Origin of the sequence: Agrococcus sp. HG114, from assembly GCF_024723325.1 — a bacterium.
Taxonomy (GTDB): Bacteria; Actinomycetota; Actinomycetes; order Actinomycetales; family Microbacteriaceae; genus Agrococcus.
In genome coordinates this window covers 1-12,490 of record NZ_JANQCH010000065.1, presented here as the reverse complement: position 1 = coordinate 12,490, position 12,490 = coordinate 1, and the positions used below count along the sequence as shown (strand labels likewise).

Genomic DNA, 12,490 nt, shown 5'->3' with positions numbered 1-12,490 from the left:
GGCGGGCGCAGCGGCGGGCGCGGAGGCGCCCTCGGCCGCGAGGGCGGCCTTCAGCTTGCGGGCGACCGGCGGCGCGATCGCCGACGCGGGTCCCTTGACGAACTCGCCCATCTCCTTGAGCTTGGCCAGAGCGACCTTGCTCTCGACGCCGATCTCGGCGGCGATCTCGTGCACGCGTGGGTTTGCCACTTCTCTCCTGTCCTGGGTCCGCCCAGGACAGGGCGGACGTCAAATGCTGACGGGTCTCATTTCGAGCTGCTCATCAGTTGTCCATGTGGTGTTCGTTCCTTCGGTCGGGGCTCGGGTCGAGCCCGTCCGCCCATCGTGCGATGGGCGAGGTATCGAGGTGCGGCTGCCGCAGGGCCCGCGGGAGCGCACGCGTCGCGCGCTCCGCGCATCGCTGCGTCGGATGCACCCAAGCGCCTCGGCCGGGAAGCCGTCGTTCGAAGTCGACGACGGCTGCGCCGCCCTGTGCAGCGATCCGCACGAGGTGTGCGGGTTCGGTGCGCGTGCGACAGCCAAGACACGTTCGGATGCGCCCCACTCTACAGGACGACACGCCCGGGCGCTGGAGCTGGAAGCGGAGACCCTTTCGGGTCTCCGCCGCGACGCCAGCCCCGACGCCCGTCCCGGGCGTCGGCCGACGTGCTTCAGTCCTCCATGACGGAGTCGGGCTGGATGTCGATCTTCGCCCCGGTGAGCTTCGCCGCGAGCCGCGCGTTCTGGCCCTCGCGGCCGATCGCGAGCGAGAGCTGGAAGTCGGGCACGAGCGCGCGCACGGCCTTCGTCTTCGCGTCGAGCATGAACGCATCCGACACCCGTGCCGGGCTCAGCGCGCTCGCGACGAACGTGGGGAGGTCGTCGGAGTAGTCGACGATGTCGACCTTCTCGTCGCCGAGCTCGGCCTGCACCGCGCGCACGCGGGCGCCGAGCTCGCCGATGCACGCGCCCTTCGCGTTGATGCCGGGCCGGGTGGCGCGCACCGCGATCTTCGTGCGGTGCCCCGCCTCGCGGGCGATCGCCACGATCTCGACCGCGCCGGTGGCGATCTCGGGCACCTCGAGCGCGAACAGCCGGCGCACGAGCGACGGGTGGGTGCGGCTCACCGTGACCTGCGGGCCGCGCGGGCCGCGCTCGACCTTCGTGATGTACACGCGCATCCGCTGGCCGTGCTTGTACTCGGCGCCCGGCACCTGCTCCTCGGGCGGCAGCAGCGCCTCCATGTCGTCGCCGAGCTTGACGTGGACCATGCGGGGGTTCGTGCCCTGCTGCACGACGCCCGCGATGATGTCGCCCTCGCGGTCCTTGTAGGCGCCGAGCACCGACTCGTCGCTCTTGTCGCGCAGCGCCTGGAAGATGACCTGCTTCGCGGCCGTCGCGGCGATGCGGCTGAAGTCGTCGGTCGTCGCGACGGACTCGCCGATGCGGTTGCCGTCCTCGTCGAGCTCGGGCTCGTAGAGGGTGACCTCGCCGGTCTTGCGGTCGACCTCGACGCGCGGCTCCGGCGCGGCGGGGTCGGGCTTCTCGCCCGAGCGGACGTGCGCCTGCAGGATGGCGTGCTCGATGATGCGGATGAGCTCGTCCGAGGAGATCTCCCGCTCGCGCTCGACGGTCTTCAGCACGCTCAGATCGATCTTCACTTGTGGCTCCTTGTCCTGCAGCAGTTCCTCCGGCACAGATGCCGACCGGTCAGTCTACCGCCACGACCGAGGAGGCCGCGCTCGGTAGCCTGTTCCCCCGTGCAGACTCTCGATGCCCTCATCCTGGCCGCCGGCGACTTCTGGTGGACGTGGATCGTCCTGCCGGTGCTCGCGGCGCTCGGCCTCTACTTCACCGTCCGCTCCGGCGTCGTGCAGCTGCGGCTGCTGCCGGCGATGTTCCGCGTGCTCGGCGACCGCACCCCGAGGGCGCGCGACGGGAGCGCGCAGTCGGTCTCGTCGTTCCAGGCGTTCACGATCTCCGCGGCGAGCCGGGTCGGCGTCGGCAACATCGCCGGCGTGGCGACGGCGATCGCCGTGGGCGGTCCCGGTGCCGTGTTCTGGATGTGGACGATGGCGTTCATCGGCGGCGCGTCGTCGTTCATCGAGTCGTCGCTCGCCCAGCTCTACAAGCACCGGGACGCCGACGGCTTCCGCGGCGGACCGGCGTACTACATGGAGCGGGGCCTCGGCCGGCGCTGGATGGGGATCCTCTTCGCGGTCATCCTCATCGTCTGCTTCCCCTTCGCGTTCTCGTCGCTGCAGGCGAACACGATCGTCGCGACCGTCACCTCGACCGTCGGGTCGGATGCGGCCTGGCTGCCCTGGGCGATCGGGACCGCGGTCGCCGTGCTCACGGGGCTCATCGTCTTCGGCGGCGTCCGCCGCATCGCGAAGGTGACCGAGTCGCTCGTGCCCGCCATGGCGCTGCTCTACCTCGTGCTCGGGATCCTGATCGTCGCGATGAACATCGAGGAGGTGCCGCGCGTGATCGGCGAGATCTACGCCGGCGCGTTCGGGTTCCAGCAGGTCGCGGGCGGCGCGATCGGGACGATCATCATGCAGGGCGTGAAGCGCGGCATGTTCTCGAACGAGGCGGGCCTGGGATCGGCGCCGAACGCCGGCGCGTCGGCCGCGGTGACGCACCCGGTGAAGCAGGGCCTCGTGCAGACGCTGGGCGTCTACTTCGACACCTTCCTCGTGTGCTCGATCACCGCGTTCATCATCCTCGTCTCGACCCCGGACCTCGCGGGCGCCGAGGGCGGCATCGCGCTGACGTTCGACGCCGTGACGGGGCAGCTCGGGGCGTGGGCGGGCATCGCGCTCTCGCTCATCGTCTTCCTGCTCGCGTTCTCGTCGATCATCGGGAACTACTACTACGGCGAGTCGAACATCGAGTTCATCACCGAGAGCCGCACGGCCCTCACCGTCTACCGCGTGCTCGCGGTCGCGGCGGTGCTCGGCGGCTCGGTCGTGGCGACCGCGACGGTGTGGAACACCGCCGACCTGCTCATGGGCGTGATGGCGATCGTCAACCTCGTCGCGATCGCCCTGCTCTCGGGCGTCGCGTTCAAGCTGCTGAAGGACTACGACGAGCAGCGGCGCGCGGGCAAGGACCCCGTCTTCACGCGCGACAGGATGCCGGAGCTCCGCGGCATCGAGGTGTGGGAGAGCGTCGAGTCCGTCACCGGTCAGTGGAGCACCGCCTCCGTCTCGGAGCGGCAGGCTCCTCGCGGCTGACGCTCGGAGCGCGAAGGGGAGCGGCAGGCGCCGCTCCCCTTCGCGTGCGGCTCACGCGGGCAGCACCTGCACGACCGACGGCCGCGGGCCCGCGAACGTGCCGGGGCCGGTCGCGCCGTAGTCGGGGAACAGCGACCGCTGCGCGCCCCACGTGCCGTCCTCGCCCGGGTGCTGCACCGCGACGAAGACGGTGCGCTCGCGGTCGTGGATGATCGGCCCGCACGTCTCCGCGTCGCGCGGCACGGCCAGGAACTGCTCGACCCTGCCGCGCTCGGCGCCCTCGAGCGCGACCTTGAAGAGCCCGTCGTTCAGGCCGAGCGTGCCCGGCTGCCCGTCGGTCGAGATCCAGAGGTTGCCCTCCGAGTCGAACGCGACGTTGTCGGGGCACGAGATCGGCGAGACGAGCTCCTTCGGGTACCCGGCGAAGTAGGTCGCGGGCGACGACGGGTCGCCGCACAGCAGCAGGATCGACCACGCGAAGGCGGTGCCGGACGCGCCCTGCGTCTCGGTCAGCTCGATGACGTGGCCGTCGCGGTTCGCGGTGCGGGGGTTGGCCTCGTCGAGCGCGTGGCGCGTGCCGCGGTTCGAATTGTTCGTGAGCGCGACGTAGACGCGGCCCGTGGTGGGGTGCGGCTCGACGTCCTCGGGGCGGTCCATCTTCGTGGGGTTCACCCGGTCGGCGGCGAGGCGCGTGTGCACGAGCACCTCCTCGATCGTCATGCCCGGCACCATGCTGCGACCGCCGAGGGTGAGCGGCACCCACTGGCCCACGCCGTCGAAGGCGCCGTCGGACGGCAGCGCGCCGCTCCCGTCGATCTCGCCCGCCGGCGAGTCGCCGGTGAAGCGCGCGACGAACAGGTCGCCCTCGGTGAGCAGCTTCTTGTTCTGCTTGCGCGCGCCGGGGCCGGAGCCCGGGTTGAAGCGGTGCTTCGAGACGAACTTGTAGAGGTAGTCGCCGCGCTCGTCGTCACCCATGTAGGCCACGACGCGGCCGTCCTCGCCGATGCGCACGTTGGCGCCCTCGTGCTTGAAGCGGCCCATCGCGGTGTGCTTCATCGCCGGCGCCGTCGGGTCCTGCGGGTCGATCTCGACGATGTAGCCGAACCGGTTCGGCTCGTTCTCGTGCCCGTCGGTCCCGAGGAAGCGCGGGTCCTCGAGCTCCCAGCGGGTCGAGGTGGGGCGGTCGGCGAGGCCGTACCGCGCGGTCGCGGGGGTCGCGGTCGGCGTGCGGAAGTAGCTGTTGAAGTTCTCCTCGCCCGAGAGCACGGTGCCCCACGGCGTCGTGCCGCCGGCGCAGTTGCCGAGCGTGCCGAGCACCACGCGGCCGCTCGGGTCGCTCGCGGTGCGCAGCAGCGCTCCCCCGGCCGCCGGGCCCGTGAGCTCGAGCTCCGTCTCGACGGTCACGCGCCGGCTGCGGGGCCCGATCACGGGCCTCCACGGCGAGCCGACCGCATCGCGCTCGACCTCGACGACCGACATGCCCTGCGCCATCTTCATGATGCGCGACTGCTCGGCGAGGCGGTCGGGGTCGGTCGTCGGCGGGAACATGAGCTGCTCGTTGCAGTACTCGTGGTTCGCGACGAGCACGCCCGTCAGGCCCGACGCATCCGGGATCACGTCGGTGTAGTCGTTGTTGTAGCCGAACTGCCGCGCCTGCGCCTCGGCCGTCTGCGCCTCGGCGTCGAACACCGGCGCGCCCGGCAGCACCGGGTCGCCCCAGCGGATGACCGGCACCCAGCGGTAGCCCGTGGGCACGGTCATCGCGTCGACCGACACGGGCACCGGCGCGATGGGCTCGAACGGCATCGTCGAGGAGCCGGCAGCCGCTGCGGCGGCGCCGCGCGGTCCGCCGAGGGCCGGTGCGACCGCGATCGCGAGGGCGCCCGCGACGCCCAGGCCGAGCGCGCTGCGGCGCGAGAGCACCGCGTCGGCGATGGAGCGGAAGGTCGGGTTCGCGCTCTGGTTGCACTCGGGGCCGAGGCACGCGTCGCCGCACTTGAGCCGGCAGGTGACGAGCGATCGCTTGCCGCGCGCGTGCGAGGCGCTCGGCAGCAGCTGCAGGGGAACGGACATCGGGACTCCTCCGGGTCGGCTTCGCTGGCCAGCCCAGCATCGGCGACCCGAGCGCCACCGCGCCGACGCCCAGGAGAACGCCGGGTGAACGGCGGGGGAACGTCGCTCACCGGCGACGCCGCGACCCGGGAAGGATCAGCGCCCGAGCGCCTCCTCGAGCTCCTCGGTGCGCACCTGCTGCCGCTCGCCCGTCGCCCGGTCCCACACGTCGACGAGGCCCGCGGCCGCGTCGCGGCCGACGATGACGATCTGCGGCACGCCGATGATCTCGGCGTCGCCGAACTTCACGCCCGGCGAGACCTTCGGGCGGTCGTCGAAGAGCACCTCGAGGCCGCGCGCCTCGAGATCGGCGACGACCGACTCGGCGACCTCGAACGCCGTGGCGTCCTTGCCGGTCGCGACGACGTGCACGTCGAAGGGCGCGACCTCGCGCGGCCAGATGATGCCCCGCTCGTCGTGCGACTTCTCGACGATCGCCGCGAGGTTGCGGGTCACCCCGATGCCGTACGAGCCCATCGTGACGGTGACCAGCTTGCCGTTCTGGTCGAGCACCTTGAGCCCGAGCGCTTCGGCGTACTTGCGGCCGAGCTGGAACACGTGGCCGATCTCCATGCCGCGCTCGAGCGTGACGGGGCCCGAGCCGTCGGGAGCCGGGTCGCCCTCCCGCACGCTCGCCGCCTCGACCCAGCCGTCGCCGACGAAGTCGCGGCCGGCCACGAGGCCGAAGACGTGCTTCCCCGGCTCGTTCGCGCCCGTGATCCAGCTCGTGCCGTCGACGACCCGCTTGTCGAGCAGGTAGCGGATGCGCGTGGCGGCCTGCTCGCCGAGCACCGGCCCGGACTGCGACCACGGGCCGATGTAGCCCTTGACGAGGCCCGGGTGGGCCCTGAAGTCGTCGTCGTCCGCGGCCGAGACCTCGGCGGGCTGGAACGCGACCTCGACGCGCTTCTCGTCGACGTCGCGGTCGCCGGGGACGCCGATCACCACGAGCTCCTTCGAGCCGTCGAGGTGCGTCAGGCGCAGCACGACGTTCTTGAGCGTGTCGGCCGCCGTCCACGGCCTGCCGTCCTCGCGCGGGAAGCGCGCGTTCGCGTCGGCGACGAGCGTCTCGATCGTCGGGGTGTCGGGAGTGTCCCGCACCACCGCATCCGCCTGCCCCTCGATCGGCAGCGGCTCGGGCGCGAGCGTCTCGAACGCCTCGACGTTCGCCGCGTAGCCGCCCGCCGAGCGCACGATCGTGTCCTCCCCCACCGGGGTCGGGTGCAGGAACTCCTCGGACTTCGAGCCGCCCATCGCACCCGCGTCGGCCGAGACGATGACGTACTCGAGCCCGAGGCGCTGGAAGATGCGCTCGTACGCGTCGCGCTGGCGCTGGTAGCTCGCCTCGAGGCCCGCGTCATCGACGTCGAACGAGTACGCGTCCTTCATCGTGAACTCGCGGGCGCGCAGCAGCCCGGCGCGCGGGCGGGCCTCGTCGCGGTACTTGTCCTGGATCTGGAAGATCGTGAGCGGCAGCGACTTGTAGCTCGACACGAGGTCCTGCACGAGGAGCGTGAAGACCTCCTCGTGCGTGGGCGCGAGCAGGTGGTCGGCGCCGCGCCGGTCCTGCAGGCGGAAGATGCCGTCGCCGTACTCCGTCCAGCGGCCGGTGAGCTCGTACGGCTCGCGCGGCAGCAGGCCCGGGAAGAGCACCTCCTGCGCGCCGGCCGCCTCCATCTCCTCGCGGATGATGCGCTCGATGTTGCGGCGCACGCGCAGGCCGAGCGGGAGCCACGAGTAGAGCCCCGAGCCGGAGCGGCGGATGTAGCCCGCGCGCAGCAGCAGCCGGTGGCTCGCGACCTCGGCCTCGGCCGGGTCCTCGCGGAGGGTGGTGAAGAAGAGCTCGGAGAGGCGGGTCACCCAGCGATTCTACGGTCGCGAAGCGGCTACCACGGCCGCTCGACGCTCGGCCCCGCGGGCTCGTCGCCGCCCTGGTCGTACTGGTCCTGCTGCTGCTGCTCGGTCTGCGCGCCCTGGTTCTGCTCCTCGAGCCGCTCCTCGGGGGTCTGCGGCTGCTGCCCCTCGCCCTCGGAGTCGCCCTCGGACTCGCCCTCGCCGTCGCCCTGGCCGGACGGGTCCTCGATCTTCTCCTCGATGCGCGGCACGGCCGCCTCGAACTGGGCCGCGGTGTCGGCCTCACCCTCTCGCGGCTCGTCGTGGCAGCCCTCGGGCGTCGCCTCGATGAGCGCGAGCGCCTCGTTGTAGAAGCCGTTGGCGGCCTGCGTGTCCTGCGCCTCGCGCGCGACGTCGCCCTGCCGCTCGATCGTGAACACGAGCGAGGCGACGATGACGCAGTGCTCGTGCAGCTGCACGGGCGTCGCCGGCTCGCCGTGGAGCTCGAGCGACTCCTCGATCTTCGCGCGGCCCTCCTCGAGGGAGCCGGCCATCGCGAGGGAGACGCCGAGGTCGTACGGCGCCTTCCAGGGCTCCGTCCAGTTCCACACCTCGAGGCCGCGCGCCGCATCCGCCGCCTGGCCGTAGGCACGGGACTCGAACCGGTCGATGGTCGTCTGCGACAGCAGGGAGACGCCGATGAGCTTCGTCGCGAGCACGATCGCGGCGAGCGCGACCGGGATGAGGCCCAGCATGAGCCACCACCGCAGCCGCCGCCGCTGCGGGTCGGTGAGCACGCGCCCCTTCGTCGCTCGCCGCATCATGCGCCCTCCTTCGGCAGGATGCCGCGGGTCGAGCGGAGCGACCGCGCGAGGCTGAGCCCCTCCCACGCGAGCAGCAGGGCGATCGGCCCCGCGAGCACCCACGCGACCTCGAGCCTCGCCTCCTCGGTGCGGTCGAGGTCGGCGGCCCCGTCGAGCGCGGCCATCGGCTCGAGCGCGTCGGCGATCGGCAGGGCCGGGTCGCGATGCAGGTAGCTCACGCCGAGCTCGTCGGCGATCGTGCGCAGGCGCCCCTCGTCGATGCGGCTGATCGCATCGCCCCCGGCGGGGTCGGCGAGGTAGCGGTCCTCGTTCGGGTCGAAGCTCGAGATGCGCATGCGGCCGCCCGCCTCCGTGCCGTAGCCGAGCACGAAGCCGCGGTCGACGAGGCCCGCGAGGTCGCCGAACGACTGCGGCGGCTCCTCGGCGGTGTGCTCGCCGTCGCCGAGGTAGAAGACGATCGCGGGCGAGTCGGGCTCGGCGGCGGCGCTGCGCTCGAGCTCGGTCTGCAGGAGGTCGTGCGCGACGGCGACCGAGGTGCCGCGCGACTGCTGCGCGATCTCCGGGCGCAGCGCGCGCATCATCTCGATCACCGCCGAGCCGTCGTCGGTGAGGGGCACGCGCAGCAGCGCCTGCGAGTCGAACGAGATGACCGAGATGTCGGCGCCCGCGAACGCGCGCGCGATCTCGACGACGTCGTCGCGCATCCCCTCGAGCCGCGGCTCGCTCCCCCAGTCCTCGGCGGCGACCGACTGCGACGTGTCGACCACGACGAACACGCGGGCCGAGACGGATGCGGTGGGCACCTCGCCGCCCGGGAGGGCCGGGCGGAAGGCCATGGCGATCGCGAGCGCGACGAGGAGCGTGCGGCGCAGCCACGCGATCCTGCGACCGCGCGCCGCGACGAGCTGCCACGCGCACAGCGCGAGCGCGAGGGCGCCGACGACGGCGACGAGGATCGGGAGGGTCGGGTGGAAGGAGATCACAGCCTCGCCCTCCACGCGAGCGCGACCACGCCCGCGACGAGCAGCAGCACCGCGAGCGGCAGCGCGCCCGGACGGTCGACGACCTGGATCTGCGGCGGCGTCTCGATGTAGCCCGCCTCGATCGCGTTCACGCGGTCGACGATCTGCGGCACCGTCTGGGCGAAGTCGAGCGCGAAGTAGGCGCCGCCGGTGCCCTCGGCGATCTCGCGCAGCTCCTGGGACGCCATGTCGCCGCCGAAGTCGAACGGGTTGATCGCGTACACGCGCACCGCGTTGTCGACAGCGAGCTGGCCGGCCTGCGGCAGGGTGAAGATCTGCTGCCCGTTCACCATGTTGTCGGTCGCGAGGATGATCGAGCGCGGGCGCTCGCTCGCCTCGAGGTCGGCGAAGTCGAGCACGCACGACGCGAGCCCGTCGCCGACGAGCGAGGCGCCGAGGCCGCTCGCGGTGCCGGCGAGGTAGTTGAACTGCTCGTCGGGGCCGAGGGTGCCGTTGAGCGCGCGCACGTAGCGCGCGAGCTGCGACTGGATGTAGTCGTAGTCGCTCGTGAGCGGGAAGGCCATGACGCTCGACGCGTCGAAGATGCGCATGCCGATCCGCTCGCCGTCGAGCTCGGCGGCGAGCTGCTGGTAGACGCCGAGGATCTCGGCGTCGACGTCGACCATCGAGCCCGAGACGTCGAGGCACAGCACGATGTCGCGCTTGTAGTCGTCCTCCTGGTTGGCGTGCACGCCCGACGGGCGGGCGGCGACCGTGCCCGCGAGCGCGAGCCCCGCGAGCGCCGCGACGAGCGCAGCGCCGATCCAGAGCCGGTAGCGCAGCAGCGCGCCGCGGAACGCGGGCAGCGCCGTCATCCGGTCGACGTGCGCGACCGGCAGGCCGCGGTCCCGCCGCCGCTTCGGCAGCACGAGGCCGACGACGACGAGCGCGAGCCCGAGGACCACCGCGATCGCGAGCGCCCACGGCCACAGGAGCGTCACATCCACGTCGCCACCACCTGCCGGGCGGCGCCGATCGCCGCGTCGGGGTCGTGCCGGGCGGAGCGGGCGAACGACGACGGGTAGTACTGGGCGACCGCACCCTCGACCGAGGGGAGGTCGGCCTCGCCCAGGTCGCGGAGCGTCATCACCTCGGCGACGACGCCCGTCGACTCGTGCGCGAAGAAGCGCAGCACGAGGCTCAGCCGCTGCGCGAGCTCGCGCGGCCCGAGCTCGCCCGCTGCGTGCTCGGCGGCGACCTCGTCGATCATGCCGAGGTACTTCTGCTTCACGCTCCGCACGTCGATCGGCACGGGCGGCGGGGGCGGCGGCTCGAGGATGCCGCGCGGCCGGGTGAGGAGCCACGAGAACGCGTAGGCGGCGATGACGACGAGCAGCGCGAGCGCGCCGAGCAGCCACCACGGGCCGTAGCCGAAGGGACCGTACGTGTCGGGCGCGGGGAGCCGCGCGAGATCAGCGGCGCGCACGGCGGTGCCTCTCGAGCAGCCGGAAGAGGCCGCCGATGGCGCCCTCGGTCGAGCCGATGCGCACCGACGCGATGCCGAGCGAGCGCAGGCCCGCCTCGAGCCGCTCGCGCCGCAGCGCGGTCTGCTCGTCGAACGCGCGCCGCAGCCCGCGGTGGCTGCGGAGGAACGGCGGCAGGCCGGCGCCCGTGTCGACGCCGACGAGGTCGCGGTGGTCGCCCGCGCGCGCCATGAGGTCGGCGTCGCCGATCGACACCCACAGCACCTCGTGGCGCGCGTGGAGCCGCCCGAGGTGCACGTCGAGGTCGTGCGTGTAGGCGAGGTCGTCGGCGACCACGACGATGAGCGAGCGCCGACGCATCCGTCGGACCGCGTGCTCGAGCACGCCCTCGAGGCGCGAGCGCGGCCCCTCGAGCGAGACCGCCTCGTCGATGCGGCGCAGCATGCGCTCGAGGTGCGCCTCGGAGCCGCCCTGCGGCTCGCTCTCGATGCGCTCGGCGTCGCCCATCAGGAGCCCCACGCGGTCGCCGTGCCGGGTCGCGAGGTAGCCGAGGACGCCCGCGACGAGGATCGCGAGCTCGCGCTTCGACTCCCCCGACTCGGCGATCGCCGCCATGTTGCGGCCCGAGTCGACGACGAGCAGCACGTTGTGCTGGCGGGAGGCGATGTAGCGCTTGATGAGCGGCACGTGGCTGCGCGCGGTCGCCTTCCAGTCGATGTCCTTGACGTCGTCGCCCGGCTGGTACTCGCGCAGGTCGTCGAAGTCGTGGCTGCGGCCGTGGTGGATCGACTGGTACTCGCCCTCGAGCAGCTCGAGGGTGCGCCGGTGCGCGTGAATCGACATGGTGGTCTTCACCTTGCGCAGCCGCCGCTCCATGCTCGGCCCTACGGCGTCCGCACGGCGCCGAACACGGCGTCGATGATCTGCTCGCTCGTCACGCCGTCGGCCTCGGCCTCGTAGCCGAGGATGAGGCGGTGCCGCAGCACGGGGTGCCGCAGGTCCTTGACGTCCTCCGGGATGACCCAGTCGCGGCCCTGCACGAGCGCGAGCGCGCGCGCCGCCTGCGAGAACGACAGCGAGCCGCGCGGGCTCGCGCCGTACTCGATGTAGCCGGCGAGCTGCGCGCCGATGTAGTCGGTCGCGTGGCGCGTGACGTACATGAGCTGGACGACGTAGTTCGTGATCGCCTGGTCGACGTAGACGCGCTTCGCGAGCCCCTGGAGGAAGCGGACGTCGTCGAGCGTCGCGACCGGACCGTCGTGCCCGCGCTCGAACACGCCCGTCTCGGCCCGCCGCACGATCTCGGCCTCCTCGGTCGGCGACGGGTAGGTGAGCACCTCCTTGAGCAGGAAGCGGTCGAGCTGCGCCTCGGGCAGCGTGTACGTGCCCTCCTGCTCGATGGGGTTCTGCGTCGCGAGCACGAGGAACGGCTGCGGGAGCGCGTGCGTCTCGCCGCCGATCGACGTCTGCCGCTCCTGCATCGCCTCGAGCATCGCCGACTGCGTCTTCGCGCTCGAGCGGTTGATCTCGTCGAGCAGCACGAAGTTCGCGTGCACGGGGCCGAGCTGCGTGCGGAACTCGCCCGAGTGCTGGTCGTAGATCTGGGTGCCGACGATGTCGCTCGGCAGCAGGTCGGGGGTGCACTGGATGCGGTGGAAGGAGGCCGAGACGGACCTCGCGAGCGTCGCGGCCGCGGTGGTCTTCGCGAGTCCGGGCACCGACTCCATGAGCACGTGCCCGCCGGTGAGCAGCGCGACGAGCAGGGAGCGCAGCAGGTGGTGCTGGCCCACGACGGTCGACTGGAACGACTGCTCGACCGAGCGGATGATGCCCTTCGCGCGCTCGAGCTCCTCGGGCGTGATGGGGTCCCGGCCGGGGACTGCTGCGGACACGCGCGCTCCAATCGGTGGCTCCTCGCGGGTGCCGGCGGGCGCCGGCGGGCCCCCCCCCGGCCCACCCCCCCCGCCCCCGCCCCCCCCGGGCGCGCCCGCCTCGCCGCCGCCCTCCCCCACCTCTGATCCTCAACCGGTTCTGTGGTCGGCGGACGCGATTATCGT

Annotated in this window: 12 protein-coding genes; 1 reads left to right on the top strand and 11 read right to left on the bottom strand. The window is 72.5% G+C overall.

The annotated features are described in order from the left end of the window. The 3 genes from NWP09_RS07945 to nusA all read right to left on the bottom strand — a co-directional run. On the bottom strand, window positions 1-189 hold a 189-nt coding region (locus tag NWP09_RS07945; protein ID WP_258274987.1), incomplete at its 3' end, for a translation initiation factor IF-2 N-terminal domain-containing protein. A 73-nt stretch (window positions 190-262) separates the two neighbouring features. Continuing rightward, on the bottom strand, window positions 263-544 hold the full coding sequence (locus NWP09_RS07940; protein WP_258274986.1) for a YlxR family protein: 282 nt from the start codon (window positions 542-544) through the stop codon (window positions 263-265). Between the two features lie 106 nt (window positions 545-650). Continuing rightward, entirely contained in the window at window positions 651-1,640 is a 990-nt protein-coding gene (gene nusA, locus NWP09_RS07935) for a transcription termination factor NusA (protein WP_258274985.1), read from the bottom strand. 99 nt (window positions 1,641-1,739) lie between these two features. Here nusA and NWP09_RS07930 point away from each other — a divergent pair, with 99 nt between their 5' ends. Continuing rightward, complete coding sequence (locus tag NWP09_RS07930; RefSeq protein WP_258274984.1) at window positions 1,740-3,218, top strand: sodium:alanine symporter family protein; 1,479 nt, start codon at window positions 1,740-1,742, stop codon at window positions 3,216-3,218. Window positions 3,219-3,269: 51 nt separating this feature from the next. Here NWP09_RS07930 and NWP09_RS07925 read toward each other — a convergent pair whose 3' ends face one another. From NWP09_RS07925 to NWP09_RS07890, 8 genes are all read right to left on the bottom strand, one after another. Continuing rightward, window positions 3,270-5,291, bottom strand: a complete 2,022-nt coding sequence (locus NWP09_RS07925) for a PhoX family phosphatase (protein WP_258274983.1) — start codon at window positions 5,289-5,291, stop codon at window positions 3,270-3,272. Window positions 5,292-5,426: 135 nt separating this feature from the next. After that, window positions 5,427-7,190 carry a proline--tRNA ligase gene (locus tag NWP09_RS07920; RefSeq protein ID WP_258274982.1) on the bottom strand — a complete coding sequence of 588 codons (1,764 nt, stop codon included), beginning with the start codon at window positions 7,188-7,190 and terminating at the stop codon, window positions 5,427-5,429. A gap of 26 nt (window positions 7,191-7,216) precedes the next feature. Then, the gene (locus NWP09_RS07915; RefSeq protein ID WP_258274981.1) at window positions 7,217-7,987 is read right to left on the bottom strand and encodes a hypothetical protein; all 771 of its coding nucleotides are present in this window, start codon (window positions 7,985-7,987) and stop codon (window positions 7,217-7,219) included. Continuing rightward, on the bottom strand, window positions 7,984-8,970 hold the full coding sequence (locus NWP09_RS07910) for a VWA domain-containing protein (RefSeq protein ID WP_258274980.1): 987 nt from the start codon (window positions 8,968-8,970) through the stop codon (window positions 7,984-7,986). Before NWP09_RS07910 ends, NWP09_RS07915 begins: the two co-directional genes overlap by 4 nt. Next, complete coding sequence (locus NWP09_RS07905; RefSeq protein ID WP_258274979.1) at window positions 8,967-9,956, bottom strand: VWA domain-containing protein; 990 nt, start codon at window positions 9,954-9,956, stop codon at window positions 8,967-8,969. Before NWP09_RS07905 ends, NWP09_RS07910 begins: the two co-directional genes overlap by 4 nt. After that, window positions 9,947-10,435, bottom strand: coding sequence for a hypothetical protein (locus NWP09_RS07900; protein WP_258274978.1), 489 nt, complete (start codon window positions 10,433-10,435; stop codon window positions 9,947-9,949). The genes NWP09_RS07905 and NWP09_RS07900 overlap by 10 nt, the downstream gene beginning before the upstream one ends. After that, window positions 10,422-11,276 carry a DUF58 domain-containing protein gene (locus NWP09_RS07895; RefSeq protein ID WP_258274977.1) on the bottom strand — a complete coding sequence of 285 codons (855 nt, stop codon included), beginning with the start codon at window positions 11,274-11,276 and terminating at the stop codon, window positions 10,422-10,424. Before NWP09_RS07895 ends, NWP09_RS07900 begins: the two co-directional genes overlap by 14 nt. Before the next feature lie 41 nt (window positions 11,277-11,317). Further along, window positions 11,318-12,325: a MoxR family ATPase gene (locus NWP09_RS07890; RefSeq protein WP_258274976.1), complete on the bottom strand. Its 1,008-nt coding sequence runs from the start codon at window positions 12,323-12,325 to the stop codon at window positions 11,318-11,320. Window positions 12,326-12,490 lie beyond the last annotated feature (165 nt).